Source organism: Paraplanobispora takensis (genome assembly GCF_016863195.1).
In the GTDB taxonomy this organism is placed as follows: domain Bacteria; phylum Actinomycetota; class Actinomycetes; order Streptosporangiales; family Streptosporangiaceae; genus Planobispora; species Planobispora takensis.
In genome coordinates this window covers 1-14,930 of record NZ_BOOK01000092.1, presented here as the reverse complement: position 1 = coordinate 14,930, position 14,930 = coordinate 1, and the positions used below count along the sequence as shown (strand labels likewise).

The following is a 14,930-nucleotide window of genomic DNA, read 5'->3' as shown; positions in this document are numbered from 1 at the left end:
ACGGGCCAGCCGGGCCAGCCCGGCCACCACCACGCCCAGCGGGCGCACCACCGAACGGGTGCCCAGCAGGCTCAGGGCCACCGCCACCGCCAGGGCCACGGCCAGAGTGCCGTACAGGAACCGCTGGCTGCCCTCCTCGACGCTGACGGCCTCCTTCTCCAGGGCGGTGATGCGCTGGCTGAGGGACTGCTTCAGCGCCTGGCTGACATCGAGGCCCACGGCCCACGCGTCGCTGGCCGGGCCACCGTTGATGTTCTCCAGCGCCTTCGTCCGCGCTTCGAGGGTGCCCTCGGCGAGCTGCGCCATGATCTTGTCGTCCTCGACGAAGAAGGCGTCCCAGGCGGGCTTGAGCTTGTCGAACTGCGCCTTCTCGGCCGCGGTCAGGTATTCGACGTGGGTGGCGTCGATCGCCTCGTACAGGGCCTTCTTGCTCTCCATCTCGCCCTCGCGGTTCATCGAGTCGGGCGCGCTGGCGGCCTTGCCCCCGTAGACCCCGGCGTCGGCCACCACGAGTCCCTGCCAGCCGGTCACGTCGGCGACGTGGTAGGCGAAGGTCTGGATGTCGTCCTCGACCTGCTCCAACTGACCCATGCGCACGTTGATGTCATGCTGGCGGATCAGGCTCCACTGGCCGACGGCGACGGCGACGACGATGAGCAGGCTCACCAGGGAGAACGACAGGCCCAGGCGTTTTCCGACGCCCAGGTTGCGCAGGCTGTGCATCACGGTTCCTCACGTAGACAAGGCATGCAGACAGAGCACGCCTCGCGGCGGCCGTAGATCCCATCGGCACGATCGAGCGGAAACTGAAGGCGCCGCGTCCCGGGGACGGGACGCGGCGTCGCGTTTTCAGGCGCCTTTCGGCAGTTCGAGGCTGTCCTGCCCCGCGGCGGACCCGTCGCGGGGCAGCTCGAACCAGACGACCCTTCCCGAGTCGTCGCCGGAGTGGCCCCAGCAGGCCGCGCACAGGTCCACGATGGCCATGCCGCGGCCGCCCGGGACCTGCTCCTCGTCGAGGTCGATCAGCCGCGGCTGGGGGGTCGTGCGCGCACTGCCCTCGTCGGCCACCTCCACCCGCAGACGGGAGTCGCCGAGATACACGCTGACCTCGAAGGAGCCGCCGTTGCCGCTCTCGGTGTGCCGTACGGCGTTGCTGGCGAGCTCGGAGGTGAGCAGAACCGCGTACTCGGCCGCGGAGCACTCGCCCACGGCCAGTTCCACGAAACGCCTGGCATGACGGACCTGCTCGGGACGGCCCGCGAAACGGCGACTGCTCAGCAACGCCATGGGACCCGCGCCGGGGTCCGGGGAGATGCGTGTCATCAGGACACGGTCGTTGTCATCAGGCATGGGTGATCACGCCTCAGATGAGGGCGATGTCCTGTTCGACGGCGGTGGCCATGAGGTAAAGCTCGAACCACGTCTCGTCGTCAACCGAGTCCGGAATCCAGGAGGAGCGCACCTTGTGGCGCTCTTCCTCATACTGCAGCGCGAACGCGCGCAGATCGCGTATCCAGCGCGGATCGACCCTCTGGGCGATCACGTCGAAATCCGTCATAGCGGTGTCTCCTCAATCCGTTGAGAAATCTGGTGTCAATCCCTTGACTCGGCGATCGAACCCGCGGGCCCACGGCGTTCCGGGCTCGGGATACAGCTCGCCACTCCGACATTCGGCAATCGCGAGCGCGACTGAAGTTGCCGCTCGGGTGCTTTTCAGGAGCGATCGCCCATGCGCGCCGAATGAACACGCATCGGATTCGGTTGGTAACATTCCGAAACGGGGTGTCCGGGCATGGGGGTCCGGATCTCCTCAGAGGCGATCCCGATCAGGGGTGGAGATCGGATGGTGGGCGGTGGCGCAGCCTCGGGTGCTCGTGATCGAAGATGAGCAGGACGTCCTCGATCTTCTGAAACGTCACCTCGACGGGCTGGGGTGTCAGGTACGGACCGCCACCACCGGCGAGCTCGGGCTGACCCTGGCCGTCAACGACCCTCCGGACCTGGTGGTCCTGGACATCCGGCTGCCCGGAGTCGACGGCCGCGAGGTGTCGCGGGCGCTGCGCGCCGACCCCCGGACCCGCAACTGCAGGATCGTCGTCACCTCGGTTCTGGACATGGAGGATCTCCTGGACATCAACGCCGACGCCGTACTCCCCAAGCCGTTCCGGCGCGCCGACGTCAAGAAAGCCGTGGACTCACTGTGGGAGGTGGAGTGACGCGATGGCCACTGTTCTCGTCGCAGAAGACGACGCCGACATCCGGGACCTCATCATCTTCAAGCTTGAGCAGACCGGCCACGCCGTCATCGCGGTGGGCGACGGCCTGTCGGCCCTGAAACTGGCCCACGAACAGTCCCCCGAGATCGTCCTGCTGGACGTCATGATGCCCGGCATGTCGGGCATCGACGTCTGCAGGGCGCTGCGGCAGGATCCGGAGACCGCCGGTCTGCCGATCATCCTGCTCACCGCGCGCGCCCAGGAGAGCGACGTGGAGACGGGGCTGACCGCCGGGGCCGACGACTACATCGTCAAGCCGTTCAGCCCGCGGGTGCTGGCCGACCGTGTGCACTCGGTGCTGGCCAGGACCCGCGCTTGAACACCGCCCAGCTCGTCTCACTCTCGATCGCCGTCCTGGCCGTCGCGGTGGTCCTGCTGGGCCTGGTCATCGTCACGGGCCGGGCGCTGAACCGCCAACGGGAGCGCCGCGACGCCCGGTTGTCGGCCGACGTCCGGCCTCTGCTGATGGAGCTCATCGGCGGCGACGGCGGCGATGAGATCAGCGAGCCGCTGCTCCTGCTGGCGGCCCTCGACGAGCGCGTCTGGCGCGCGGTGGAGCCCAGTGCGATCTCCATGCTCGGCAAGGTCAGCGGGAACGCCCGCGTCGCGCTGGTCCGGCTGCTGGAGCAGCGCGGCCTCGCCCGCACCGCGTCGCGCGACCTGTCGGGCCTCAGCGCGGTACGGCGGGCCGTCGCGGCCCACGTGCTGGGCCTGCTGGGCCATGCCGAGGCGGCCTTCCCCCTGGTCCGGATGCTGTCGGACCGCAACCCCGAGGTCCGGGCGGCGGCCGTGCGGGGCCTGGGACAGGTCGGCGCGGCCGGGGCGGCCGGCCCGATCATCTCCTCGATGACCGGTGGCCGGGTGCCCTTCCAGCTGGTGGCCCAGGCGTTGATCCGGCTCGGCCCGAAGGCCCGTCCCGCACTGGTGGAGACGCTGTCCGACGGCGACCCCGCGAAACGGGCCGTCGCCGTCGAGGTGCTCGGGCTCACCGGGGCCGTGGAGAACGCCAGGGCCCTGGTCGACGTGCTGGCCGGGGATTCCTCGGCCGACGTCCGGGTGCGCGCGGCCCGCGCGCTCGGCCGGCTGGGCACGCCCGTGTGCCTGGACGCGCTCATCCACGCCACCGGGCCCGACCACCCCCACGCCGTGCGGGTCGAGGCCGCCTCCGCGCTGGGCGACCTCGGCTCGCCCCGGGCCGTGCCGACGCTGCAGCAGCTCCTGGCCGACTCCCACTACCACGTCGCGCACAACGCCGCCCGCTCCCTGGCACGCCTGGGCAAACCCGCGACGGCGGCCCTGACCGAGACGGTCGCCGAGCGGGCGGGCACGCCCGCCGCCTCCCACGCGTGGGAGGCCCTCGCCATCCAGGACCTTCAGGCCGGCCGTCTGCCGAGGCTGCCGGCACCCGCGGCCCGGTGAGCGCGGCCGCGGCCGTCGCGGACCTCCTCGCCGGTGAGATCCTGGACGCGGTCCGGACCGGCGCGCAGTGGACGCTGGCGATGATCAGCGCCATCCTCCTGGTCTACTCGGTGGCGATCAACACCAGTTACCTGATGCTCATCTTCCTGGCGACCTGGGACGCCGTCGACAGCCACCGCAAGTCGCGTTTCTTCAGCCAGGAGGACATCTACGCCAACCCGCTGACCCCTCCGGTCAGCGTGATCATGCCTGCCTACAACGAGGAGGCGGGCATCGCCGAGGCCGTGCGCTCGATGTTGTCGATGCGCTATCCGACCTTCGAGGTCATCGTCGTCGACGACGGTTCGAAGGACGGGACGTTCGAGCGGCTGCGCGAGGAGCACGACCTGGTGGAGCTGCCCCGGGTGGTCCCCGACGACATCCCGATCCGCGGCACGGTGGTCTCCACGCACGTGCCCGCCAACGGCTCGACACCGCTGCTGGTGATCCGCAAGACCAACAGCGGCCGGGCCGACGCGCTGAACGTGGGCATCAACTTCGCCCGGCACCCGCTGGTGTGCATGGTGGACGCCGACTCCCTGCTGGACCCCTCGGCCCTGTTGCTGGTGGCCAGGCCGTTCGCCGACGACCCGCTGAACGTGGTGGCCACCGGCGGGGTCGTGCGGATCGTCAACGACTGCGACGTCGTGGGCGGGCGGGTCACGCGGGTGCGCATGCCGCGCCGCTGGCTGGTGCGCATCCAGGTGCTGGAGTATCTGCGGGCTTTCCTGCTGGGCCGTACCGGCTGGTCGCGCATCGGCGGCCTGCTCATCATCTCCGGCGCGTTCGGGCTGTTCCGGCGGGACGTGCTCGCCGAGGTCGGCGGCCTGGACCCCGACTCCATCGGCGAGGACGCCGAACTGGTCACCCGGCTCCACCGGTACCTGCGCGACGCGAAGCGCGACTACCGGATCGTGTTCGTCTCCGAGCCGGTCTCCTGGACCGAGGCGCCGTCCTCCAGGGCCGTGCTGGCCCGGCAGCGGCGGCGCTGGTCGCGCGGGCTGGCCGAGCTGCTGTGGAAGCACCGCGGGATGATCGCCAATCCCCGGTACGGGCGGGTGGGGCTGCTGACCCTGCCGTACTTCGTCCTGTTCGAGCTGCTCGCGCCGGTGGTGAACCTGGGCGGGCTGGCCCTGGTCCCGATCGCGCTGTGGGCCGACGCCATCAACGTGCCCTTCGCCCTCGCGCTGCTGCTGGCCTCCTACGGCTACGCGGTCCTCGTCGGTTTCGTGGCGCTGGCCGTGGAGGAATACGCATTCCGCCGCTACAACAGCTGGCGGGACCTGGGCGTCGCCGCGGTGGCGTCGGTCGCCGAGAATTTCGGGTATCGGCAGTTCAACGCCTGGTGGGGTTTGCAGGGCATCTTTGCTGCGCTTCGCCGTACGAAGCAGGTCTGGGGGGTAATGACGCGAGAGGGGTTCTCGACGCCAGGACGGTCCACGGGGGGAAACAGGGGATGACGTGGCTGAAGCGCAGCGTCGCAAGCGTCCTACGCCGTGCCTTCGGGCTGCTCGTCGCTCTCGTCCTGTTGTCGGGGGCCGTGGCGACGGTGGAGTCGGTACGGCAGGGCGACGCGCTCAACCAGCTCATCGACCACAACCTCCCCCTGCGGCTGAACAACCTCAAGCTGCGCTCGACGATGGGCGACGCCACCCGGGGTCTGCGCAACTACCTGTTCTACGACCAGCCCAAGACCACCTATCTGGAGGCGCGCGCGACCTATCGGCCGTACCTGGACGCCCTCCTGGCGCGGGATGAGCGTCCCGAGGAGCGCAGGCTGATCCAGGACCTCGAGACCAAGGTCGTGGCCTGGTTCGCGTACGCCTCCCAGGCGGAACAGCTGAAGCCGGGAGAGCCCCAGGTCCCGCAGTACGCCGAGGGCAGCCGGCTGCGCTATGAGGAGATCCTGCGCGCCCACGACGCCCTGGAGGCCCAGCTCACGCGCAGGACCGTCGCGCTGGACCAGCAGAGCGACCGCAACCGCCTGTGGGGGATGATCACGGTCGTCGCCTTCGCCCTGATCGCCGGGGCGGCGGCCCTCATCACCTCGGTGCGCACCTACCGGGCGCTGGTGCCGCCCCTGTCGGCCATGGGAGGCACCCTGGGGCGCCTGGCCGTGGGCGAGCATCAGGCACGGGTGCCGCAGTCGCTGGCCGGGCCGGCCGAGATCCAGCGGCTGGGCGGCGCGATCAACATGCTGGCCGACGAGAGCGACCGGTTGCGCGCCGCGGAGCGCGAACGCGCCCGCCTGGCCAAGGTGGCGCACGAGACCGCCGCGCGCATCCGCCAGACCCTCGACGCCGAGTCCGTCCTGCGCGAGGCGGTGGCAGCCCTGGGGTCCAAGCTCCCCGCCGACCGGGTGTTCGTCCAGCTCATCCATGACGGCATGATCGGCCCGGCCGACATGGAGTGGTCGAACGGGCAGGTCATCAAGGATGGCACGCGCTTTCCCTACGTCCCCGCCGCGTCGGTCGAGCAGCTGTACCTGCAGGACCGGACCCCGTCCGGGCGCACCCAGGACCCGCCCGGCCACGTCCCCGGGGCCGCCGCGCGGGCGCTGGAGGAACTCGGCGACATGGAGTTCCTGCTCGTCCCCTTCGGGGTGGGCAAGCAGGTGCTGGGCGGCATCCTGCTCACGCGTCCCGTCGCCAGGGGGGCGTGGAGCATCGACGAGATCGAGGCGGTCAAGGTCGTGGGGACCGACCTGGGCCGCGGCCTGGACCAGGCGCGCCTGTACACCCGGGAGCGGGAGCTGGTGGAGGAGCTGCGGGCCCTGGACTCGGCCAAGACCGACTTCATGTCGACCGTCTCCCACGAGCTGCGCTCACCGCTGACCAGCATCGCCGGGTACCTGGAGATCCTGCGCGACGAGGAGGCGGGCGAGGTCAACCCCGCCCAGGACCGCATGCTCGACGCGATCGAGCGCAACACCCAGCGCCTGCGCCTGCTCATCGAGGACCTGCTGACGCTCTCGCGCATCGAGTCGGGGGCCTTCCGCACGGTCCGTCAGCAGACGGACCTGTGCGCGGTCGTCGACGGGGCCGTCACCTCGATGCGGCCCGCCGCCGCGAAGGCGGGGGTGGAGGTGGCCTTCGAGTGCGACAGTGGAGCGATCATGGTCGAGGGGGACTCCAACCAGCTCGACCGGGCGATGGTCAACCTGCTGTCCAACGCGGTGAAGTTCACCCGTTCCGGCGGGAACGTGCGGGTGGAGGTCGTCGTGGAGGACCGGCACGCGGTGGTCCGCATCGCCGACACCGGGATCGGCATCCCGAAGGAGGAGATGTCACGGCTGTCCACCCGCTTCTTCCGCGCCTCCAACGCCACCGAGCTGTCGATCCCCGGCACCGGGCTCGGGCTGTCCATCGTGCGCAGCATCGTGGCCAACCACTCCGGCACCTTCGACCTGCAGTCGGCGGAGGGAGAGGGGACGACGGTGACGATGCGGATCCCGGCGTGCACCGCCGACCGGGCGGGGAGGGCGGGCTCCGACGGGAGCGGGGGCTGAGGCCGCCGGGTCAGCGCACGCCGTACAGCTTGCGCATGGCGGTGTAGTCGCCGGCGCCGAGGGTGTTGAGCGAGGCGCAGGCCTTGATGGTGGAGGCCATGACCTGGGTGCCGTGCGTCGTGGGCGACACGTGGTTCAGGCCGTAGGCGTGGCCCCACTCGTGGGTCAGCACCGAGCGCAGGTCGAAGGTGGACGAGCAGCGGGCGGGCTTGGAGGTGAACCAGCGGTACCTGCTGTTGATGGCGATGTCGGCGGAGACGACCTTGCGGTCGCTGGTCCACCAGGTGCAGGTGACCGCCAGGGCGGTGGTGGTCATGCGCTTCCAGCCGACCGCGCTGTAGTTGTCGTTCTTGCCGCAGGAGGTGGACTTGGAGGTGGCGGTGACCGCGGGCACGAGCTTGGTGGCGCCCCGGTACTGCTGGGCCACCTTGAACGGGGCGCGCAGGCCGCACTGGTTCTGGGCGCCGACGAGCGTCTGCGCCGCGGCCCTGATCGAGGTCAGCGCCGTGCGCGAGACCGTGGAGGGGGCGCCGGAGGCGTTGTAGTACCAGCGCAGGTTCCCGTTGACCCGCCAGCCGGCGAGCGTGTAGGCGCTGTCGCGGCACTGCGCGCGCGAGGCCGTGGCGGCCAGGGCCGTCGACTTCGTCGCCTTGCCGGCGGTCTTGTTCGTGCTCCAGGAGCTCTTGCTGGTCTTCTTGGCCTTCAGAGCCGTGGCCTCGGCGGGCTCGGCGTGCTCGGCGTGCTCGGACCAGGACTCGGTGTGGCCGTCGGGGTAGACGGCGTCCACCGTCACCCTCAGCCCGTCGGGCGTCGCGGTGGTACCGGCCGCGAGCGCCGCGACCGTCGCGGCGCCGGCAGGAGAGGCCGCGGCGCCGGGCAGCAGCTCATCGACGCTCCAGGTCACCGACGTGACCAGTACGGCGGAGGCTGCGAATCCCGACAGAGCAACCGGGAACACCCGGCCGAAGCGACTCCTCACCCTGCAACTCCTCGTTCACCTCGCCCGCCTGGCGAGAGAGCGTCGCCGGTCCGGGAAGGGGCAGCTCGGCGGCCGTCCCTCTAGGGGAGAATCGGCAGCCGGAATCCGGAGTTGAGGTTTGCGCGCCCGGTCGCGGGGCCGCGGCCGGGCGGTGAACGCCGTGTGAGGTCCCGGAGCGGGTCGCGCCGGGCGAGGGAATCGGAGGTCAGCGCCGGGCGGAGACGGCGTTACGTCCGCCTTGGCGCTGGGCCGGGGGGCGGTAGCGGTACCCCACACCGCGGACCGCCTCGATGGGAGAGCTGGAGGCGTCGGCGCCGATCCGGCGGCGCAGGCGCAGGACCGCGAACTTCACCCGTTCGGGGCTCAGCCCGGTCGGGTCGTCCCACACCAGGGACAGCAGCTGGGATGAGCTGAGAACGTTGCCGGCGTGCCGTACGAGCGTGTTGAGCAGGCGGAACTCGGTCGGCGTCAGGTGGACGTCCTGACCCTCGACGAAGACCGAGCGGGTCGAGGGCTCCACCCGTACGACCCCGTCGTCGTAGATGTCCTCGGCCCAGGTCGCCGCGCCCGAGCGGCGCAGCAGCGCCTCGACCCGGGCGGTGAGTTCGGCCCGGGAGAACGGCTTGACGAGATAGTCGTCGGCGCCTGCGCGCAGGCCCCGCACCTTCTCCCGCTCCTGGCCCCGGCCGGTGAGGATCAGGATGGGCAGGTCGCTGATGTCCCTGACCCGTTCGAGCACCTGCCAGCCGTCCATGACGGGCAGGCCGATGTCGAGGATCAGCACGTCCGGCTTGGTCTCGTGCAGCAGCCGCAGCCCGCTGCGGCCGTCGGTGGCGGGGATGACCTCATGGCCGCCGTGGCCGAGGAGTACCTGGATGGCCGTCAGCGTGTCGGCATCGTCTTCGACGACCAGCAGCTTGCTCAAGGTGCTTCCCTCCGGTCGCGGACCGGTTCCCAGGGCAGCTCCACCCTGATCACCGATCCCTTCGTCCCCTCGTCGGTGATGTGCAGCGTGCCGCCGTGCATGCCGGCGATGGCCCTGGCCATGCCGATCCGCGGCCAGGACTGCTCCCCCGCGGGCTGCCCGGTGCGTTCCTCCTGACCGGCGCCGGCGCCGGTGCTGTCACCGCCGGGTCGGCAGTCGATGTCGATGGACCAGCCGTCGACGGTGGGGCGGGCCTCGACCATGACGGAGTCCCCGGGTGAGGAGCGGGTGATCGCCGCTGTCAGCAGGATGTCGAGCATGCGGCGGACGCGGATCGCGTTGCAGCTCAGGGCGGGCCCGGGACGGGCCTGGTAGCGCAGGGTGATCCCGGCGTGCAGGGCACCGGGCCTGACCTGGGTGACCATGTCGCGGATGAGCTCCATCGGGTCCACCCGCTCCCGCCGCATCTCCAGCTCCGGCGTGGCGGGGTCGGCCAGCAGCGGCAGGTCGTTGAGCAGGTCGGACAGCCGTACCGCGTTGCGCTCGATCACTTTCACGAACTCGCGCTGCTCGGGGCTGAGCGGCCCGGTGTCCGGGTCGGCCAGCAGGCCGGCGTAGGCCAGGATCGGCGTGATGGGAGTGGCCAGGTCGTGGACGACCGTGCCGATGAACTCCGTCTTCGCCTTGGTCAGTGCGAAGTCCTCGGGGACGGATCCGGCGCGGGACTCGGCGTCCCGGTGCCAGATCGCCTCCAGCGCCGCGGCCAGGCAGGCCAGCGCCTCCATGACCATGCTGCCGTCGTAGCCGCGTTCCAGCGTCACCACGAGCAGCCGGCCGGGACCGGCGGGCCAGAAGCGCTCGGTATCCGGCGGCGAGGTGGAGTCCGCGGCCCGCAGGTCGGCGTGCAGGATTCCGGGCACGCTACGCAGCCCGGACAGGAGGGTCTCCTCCGCTCCGGCCGCGCCGGAGTCGTCGGCGGCACGCAGCCGTTCCCGCAGGAGACCGAGGATCGCCCGCGTCGCGTCCGAGGCGTCGGGTGAGGACGAGTATGCGTGATCAACATGATCGCCGCTGTTCAGCATGGTGCCCCCCACCTGATTCCCCCGTGCCCCCTGGCCCTCCCCAGAACCTTGAAGCTTCGTCACATATAGCGATTCACCCCAAACAGAACGTTATCAACCCTGTTCATGTGGTTGTGACCGAGGCTTTCACTTGCCATGGCCTGGCAGGCAACGAATCTGCACCCGCCGGGCAACCGAGAGTGCATCAACCGTGACGCACCGTCGAAATCATGTCCGAGCCCACCCCGACCCGAGCGATGAACTCCCTGCTCATCGCCGGTGCCGTGACCTTCTCCTGCCTGGTCGCGGACGTGGGGATCCTCCCCGGCACGGCGCAGGCCGCCGCCGGCGGGCTCCGGACCCCCGCCGCCGTCACGGCCGCCACCTCTCCCCTCACCGCCCTCGCCGCCTCCGCGGCCCCCGTCACGGTCCGCGCGCGCACCGGCGGCGGCGCCCTCAGCGTCCGCCGCTCCCCCACCAACGCCTCGGGCCGGCTGCACACCATCCGCGACGGCACCCGTTTCCGCGTCCAGTGCCGCGTCTCCGGGCAGAAGGTCAAGGGCAGGGTCAGGACCACCACCGCCTGGCTGCGCATGGCCTCCGGCGGCTACGTGTCCGACGCCTACGTCGTGCGCCCCTCCGCCGTCGCCCGGTGCGCCCCCGCGCTCCCCGCCCCGGCCGCGTCCCCGGCCCCCGCACCCGCCCCCGCATCTCCGGCGCAGTTCCTCGCGCAGGTCGGCCCCTCGGCGCGGCTCAGCCGGCAGGAGACGCGTGTACCCGCCTCGGTGACCCTGGCCCAGGCGATTTTGGAGTCCGGCTGGGGCCGCAGCGATCTGGCCGTCTCCGGCCGCAACTACTTCGGCATCAAGTGCTCCCCGGCCGGTCACGGCCCCTACGCGTCGGGCTGCCGCCGCCACCCCACGACCGAGTGCGACTCCGGCGGCTGCCACCGGACCACGGCGCTGTTCCGGACCTACCGCTCCCCTGCCGACTCCTTCAAGGACCACGGGAGTTTCCTGGCCTCCGGCAGCCGGTACCGGGCGGCGTTCTCCCACACCGCCGACCCCGACCGCTTCGCCAGGGAGATCGCCAAGGCGGGGTACGCCACCGACCCCGCCTACCCCGCCAAGCTCATCGAGCTCATGCGCTCGTACGACCTGTACCGCTACGACAGATGACCTCCACACGGGAGAAGACGATGCAGCCAGACCTCTCGTCCCGGGAGCTCCCCACCGGACACCGGCGGCGCCGGACGAGCGCGGCTGCCCGGCTCTGGGCGGGCCTGGCCGTGCTCGGCCTCGCGGTCGCCGCCGTCGGGCTGTTCGTGTCCGGCGACGCGGGGGTGGGCATCCGTTCTGCTCTGCAGACCGTCTCGGCGATCGTGATGATCGCCGCGGTCCGTACCCGCCGGCCGGCCGTACCCGCCGCCTGGTGGCTGCTGGCGGCCGGCATGGCCGTGTGGGCGGGCTCCGACCTGCTGTGGACCGTCTGGTACTTCACAGCCGAGGGCGGCCAGGTCCCCCCGCTGATCGACATGGCGTACCTGGCGGCGTACCCGCTGCTGGTGGCCGGCCTGATGAAACTGCCCGGCAACGCGATCCGCGGCGGGAACCTCGCGGTGATGCTGGACGCGATGGTCGTGGTGCTGGGCCTGGCCTTCGTGTACTGGACGGTGACCTTCAACCCCTACGGCGGGCTCCGGGCGCTGACGGGCAGGGAACTGCTCATGGCGTCGACCTACCCGCTGGCCGACACGGCCGTGGCGTTCATGGCGCTGCGGCTGTGGTTCACCCACGGCCTGCGCAACCACTCCTACGCCCTGGTCGGTCTCGCCTTCGCCGGCATGACCTTCGGTGACGTGGCCTACGCCCTGATGCTCCAGCGCGGTGAGAGCTGGAGCTACGGCCTGCTCGGCAACGCGGGCTGGCTGGTGTGGTTCGTCCTGATGGCGGTGGCGGCGCTGCACCCGTCGACGGCCCGGGCCGGGCAGGTCCCCGCCGCCCGCCTGACCACCGCGCGCAGCCTCATCTTCCTGCTGATGGCGTGCGCGGGCCCGTTCTCCCTGATGCTCAACTTCGATGCGGGGTCGCTGGTGGACACCTCCGACTTCGCGGTGCCGCTGAGCCTCTTCGCCGCGCTGATGGCCTTCCTGGTCTTCCGGCTGATCAGCAACAGCAACACGGCCGACCGGCGCGCCCGGCTCCTGGACGAGCAGGCCGCCGAGCTGTCGCGCGCCCTGGACGAGCAGCAGGCGCTGCAGAGCCTGCTCAGCCACCGGGCGATGCACGACCACCTGACCGGCCTGGGCAACAGGGCGCTGTTCCAGGACCGGCTGGAGCAGGTGACGCAGCGGCACGGCGACACCGCCGCCCTGCTCATGCTCGACCTCGACGGCTTCAAGGCCATCAACGACACCTACGGTCACCCGGCCGGCGACCAGCTGCTCATCCAGGCGGGTCAGCGGCTGCGGGGGATCCTGCGCGAGGACGACACCCTGGCCCGGCTCGGCGGCGACGAGTTCGCCGTCCTGATGGAGAACACGACCGCCGGGCAGGCGGTCGAGGCAGCCGAGCGGGTCGTCGAGGCGGTCGCCCAGGCCTTCGTCGTGGGCCAGCACTCCTTCCACGTCACCACCAGCGTGGGCCTGTACATGATCACCGAGGTGTCGGAGGCCCAGGACGTGCTGCGGGACGCCGACCTGGCCCTGTACGCGGCCAAGTCCGGCGGCAAGAACCAGATCAGCGTCTTCCACCACGGGCTGCGCGTCGAGCAGCTCGGCCAGGCGCGGGTGACCGAGGGCCTGCGCCGCGCCCTGGAGAAGGAGGAGTTCGTCCTGAACTACCAGCCCGTGGTCGACCTGGCCACCGGCAGGATCCAGGCCGTGGAGACGCTGCTGCGCTGGCAGTCGCCGGAGGGCGTGGTGCCTCCGGACGAGTTCATCCCGACCGCCGAGGAGACGGGCCTGATCGTGCCGATCGGCGCGCACGTGCTGCGCCGGGCCTGCTTCGACGCGGTGCGCTGGTACGAGCGCTACGGCGTCTCGGTCACCGTCAACGTCTCCGGGCGCCAGCTGCGCCGGCGGGAGTTCGTCTCCACGGTCCTGGCGGCGCTGGAGGACAGCGGCCTGCCCGGCGAGGCGCTCGTGCTGGAGATCACCGAGACCGCGCTGCTGGCCACGGGGCGCGAGGAGACCGCCCGGGTCACCGGCTACCTGTCCGAGCTGCGCCTGCACGGCGTGCGCATCGCCATCGACGACTTCGGGACCGGCTACTCCTCTCTGGCCTACCTCCAGCACCTGCCGGTGGACGTCATCAAGATCGACGGCGCCTTCACCACGCTCGACCGCGGCACCGACGCGGCCTCCCGCCAGCGGCACGCCTTCACCAAGGCGATCCTGAGCCTCTGCGAGAGCCTGGACCTGCCCGCCATCGCGGAGAAGGTGGAGACCAGCGAGCAGGAGGAGTTCCTGCGGGACATGCGCTGCCCACTGGGCCAGGGCTACCTGTTCAGCAAGCCGGTCCCGGCCGGGGAGCTGAACCGGCTGCTGGCCGCCGGCGCGGGGACCGGCCGCCCCGCGAACCCCTACTCCCACCTCGAACTGATCGAGGGAGAGCAGCTGGCCGGCTGACCCCGGTCGCGCGGACCGTACGGCGGCGCGGGGGGCGGCGATCCACCGGCTCATGTACGGCGCGCACGTGCCGATGAGGGGGCCGACGAACATGTCACGGACACCGCCCGGGGGCGGTGCGACGAGGGAACAGACCTGGAAGGGACGGGGAGATGCGGCGGTTGCTGATCGACCGCACGGTCAAGACGAAGATCTTCATCGTGGTGGCCGTCATGTTGCTGGCGGGCGTGGCGACCGGTGTGACCGGCCTGCTGAAGATCGGCGCGCTGCAGGACGAACACCACCGGCAGCTGGACCGGGCCGTCCCGTTCATCTCCTCCCTGCAGCAGGTCGCGACGACCGCCAAGGCGGCCGCCGTCGACGAGCGGGGCTTCCTGATCAGCGGTGACGAGAAGTTCAGCGACGAGTTCGTGAAGCGGTTCGCGCTGATCGAGGAGAACCTCGGCGCGGCGCGCACCACGGCCGCCTCCCCGGCCCAGGCCGCCCAGGTGGACGAGATCGCCGAGGGGATCGGGGCCTGGCAGGAGGCCGTGGCCGCCGAGTTCACCGGCTACGCCACAGACAAGGAGGCCGCGACCCGGGCCGCCCTGGGCCCCAACCGCGACCTGCGCAAGGCCTACGAGACGGAGCTGGACGCCGCCCTGAAGGGCGCCCGGGAGCAGCTGACCGCCAGCACCCAGTTCAACGAGACCGTGGACTCCGCCCGGTTCCTCGTCGTCCTCGTGCTGGTCCTGGGGACCGTCTGGAGCCTGCTCAACGCCGTGGTCCTCACCAAGGCGGTCGTCGGCCCCGTCCGCACGGTGGCCGGGGTGCTCACCAGGATGGCCGCCGGCGACCTGACCGGCCGCGCCCCCGTGCGCAGCAAGGACGAGCTGGGCCAGATGGCCGGCGCCCTGAACCAGGCCGCCGAGGCGATGCAGACCACGGTGCGCACCATCGACGGATCGTCGACCTCCCTGGCCGGCGCGGCCGAGGAGCTGACCGCCACCAGCACGCAGATCGCCTCCACCGCCGAGGAGACCAGCGCGCAGGCCGGGATCGTGACCGCGGCCGCCGACGAGGTCTCCCGCAACGTCGACACCGTGGCCTCCGGCG

14 protein-coding genes are annotated in these 14,930 nt (G+C 71.2%); 8 read left to right on the top strand and 6 right to left on the bottom strand.

The window, feature by feature from the left end; translation table 11 throughout:
- The 3 genes from Pta02_RS39955 to Pta02_RS39945 form a co-directional block, all read right to left on the bottom strand.
- On the bottom strand, window positions 1–723 hold a 723-nt coding region (locus Pta02_RS39955; protein WP_203880260.1), incomplete at its 3' end, for an MCP four helix bundle domain-containing protein.
- 126 nt (window positions 724–849) lie between these two features.
- Complete coding sequence (locus Pta02_RS39950) at window positions 850–1,323, bottom strand: ATP-binding protein (RefSeq protein ID WP_239131588.1); 474 nt, start codon at window positions 1,321–1,323, stop codon at window positions 850–852.
- A 40-nt stretch (window positions 1,324–1,363) separates the two neighbouring features.
- Window positions 1,364–1,558 carry a hypothetical protein gene (locus tag Pta02_RS39945; RefSeq protein WP_203880259.1) on the bottom strand — a complete coding sequence of 65 codons (195 nt, stop codon included), beginning with the start codon at window positions 1,556–1,558 and terminating at the stop codon, window positions 1,364–1,366.
- A 295-nt stretch (window positions 1,559–1,853) separates the two neighbouring features.
- Between Pta02_RS39945 and Pta02_RS39940 the strand changes: the two genes are divergently transcribed.
- From Pta02_RS39940 to Pta02_RS39920, 5 genes are read left to right on the top strand one after another with little or no spacing between them, the layout of a single operon-like run.
- Window positions 1,854–2,216 (top strand): response regulator, encoded by a 363-nt coding sequence (locus Pta02_RS39940; protein ID WP_203880258.1) that lies wholly within the window; start codon window positions 1,854–1,856, stop codon window positions 2,214–2,216.
- A 4-nt stretch (window positions 2,217–2,220) separates the two neighbouring features.
- Entirely contained in the window at window positions 2,221–2,595 is a 375-nt protein-coding gene (locus tag Pta02_RS39935) for a response regulator transcription factor (protein WP_203880257.1), read from the top strand.
- Window positions 2,592–3,695 (top strand): HEAT repeat domain-containing protein, encoded by a 1,104-nt coding sequence (locus Pta02_RS39930; protein ID WP_203880256.1) that lies wholly within the window; start codon window positions 2,592–2,594, stop codon window positions 3,693–3,695. Before Pta02_RS39935 ends, Pta02_RS39930 begins: the two co-directional genes overlap by 4 nt.
- Window positions 3,692–5,194 (top strand): glycosyltransferase family 2 protein, encoded by a 1,503-nt coding sequence (locus Pta02_RS39925; RefSeq protein ID WP_203880255.1) that lies wholly within the window; start codon window positions 3,692–3,694, stop codon window positions 5,192–5,194. The genes Pta02_RS39930 and Pta02_RS39925 overlap by 4 nt, the downstream gene beginning before the upstream one ends.
- A complete protein-coding gene (locus Pta02_RS39920) occupies window positions 5,191–7,242 on the top strand; it encodes an ATP-binding protein (protein ID WP_203880254.1) in 2,052 nt (683 codons plus the stop codon). The genes Pta02_RS39925 and Pta02_RS39920 overlap by 4 nt, the downstream gene beginning before the upstream one ends.
- Window positions 7,243–7,252: 10 nt before the next feature.
- On the opposite strand, the gene Pta02_RS39915 is transcribed toward Pta02_RS39920, so the two are convergent.
- The 3 genes from Pta02_RS39915 to Pta02_RS39905 all read right to left on the bottom strand — a co-directional run bounded on the left by Pta02_RS39915 (window position 7,253) and on the right by Pta02_RS39905 (window position 10,228).
- Window positions 7,253–8,221 carry a matrixin family metalloprotease gene (locus Pta02_RS39915; RefSeq protein ID WP_203880253.1) on the bottom strand — a complete coding sequence of 323 codons (969 nt, stop codon included), beginning with the start codon at window positions 8,219–8,221 and terminating at the stop codon, window positions 7,253–7,255.
- 205 nt (window positions 8,222–8,426) lie between these two features.
- Complete coding sequence (locus tag Pta02_RS39910; RefSeq protein ID WP_203880252.1) at window positions 8,427–9,146, bottom strand: response regulator transcription factor; 720 nt, start codon at window positions 9,144–9,146, stop codon at window positions 8,427–8,429.
- Complete coding sequence (locus Pta02_RS39905) at window positions 9,143–10,228, bottom strand: sensor histidine kinase (RefSeq protein ID WP_203880251.1); 1,086 nt, start codon at window positions 10,226–10,228, stop codon at window positions 9,143–9,145. Before Pta02_RS39905 ends, Pta02_RS39910 begins: the two co-directional genes overlap by 4 nt.
- A gap of 209 nt (window positions 10,229–10,437) precedes the next feature.
- Between Pta02_RS39905 and gsmA the strand changes: the two genes are divergently transcribed.
- From gsmA to Pta02_RS39890, 3 genes are all read left to right on the top strand, one after another.
- Complete coding sequence (gene gsmA / locus Pta02_RS39900) at window positions 10,438–11,385, top strand: sporangiospore maturation cell wall hydrolase GsmA (RefSeq protein WP_203880250.1); 948 nt, start codon at window positions 10,438–10,440, stop codon at window positions 11,383–11,385.
- Between the two features lie 20 nt (window positions 11,386–11,405).
- On the top strand, window positions 11,406–13,835 hold the full coding sequence (locus tag Pta02_RS39895) for a putative bifunctional diguanylate cyclase/phosphodiesterase (protein WP_203880249.1): 2,430 nt from the start codon (window positions 11,406–11,408) through the stop codon (window positions 13,833–13,835).
- 152 nt (window positions 13,836–13,987) lie between these two features.
- Window positions 13,988–14,930, top strand: a 943-nt coding sequence (locus Pta02_RS39890) for a HAMP domain-containing protein (RefSeq protein ID WP_203880248.1), incomplete at its 3' end; no start/stop codon positions are given.

Coding starts and splice junctions, on each gene's coding strand:
- Pta02_RS39905 (WP_203880251.1), bottom strand. CDS start 10,228: ATGCTGAACAGCGGCGATCATGTTGATCACGCATACTCGTCCTCACCC.
- Pta02_RS39945 (WP_203880259.1), bottom strand. CDS start 1,558: ATGACGGATTTCGACGTGATCGCCCAGAGGGTCGATCCGCGCTGGATA.
- Pta02_RS39935 (WP_203880257.1), top strand. CDS start 2,221: ATGGCCACTGTTCTCGTCGCAGAAGACGACGCCGACATCCGGGACCTC.
- Pta02_RS39895 (WP_203880249.1), top strand. CDS start 11,406: ATGCAGCCAGACCTCTCGTCCCGGGAGCTCCCCACCGGACACCGGCGG.
- Pta02_RS39950 (WP_239131588.1), bottom strand. CDS start 1,323: ATGACACGCATCTCCCCGGACCCCGGCGCGGGTCCCATGGCGTTGCTG.
- Pta02_RS39920 (WP_203880254.1), top strand. CDS start 5,191: ATGACGTGGCTGAAGCGCAGCGTCGCAAGCGTCCTACGCCGTGCCTTC.
- gsmA (WP_203880250.1), top strand. CDS start 10,438: ATGTCCGAGCCCACCCCGACCCGAGCGATGAACTCCCTGCTCATCGCC.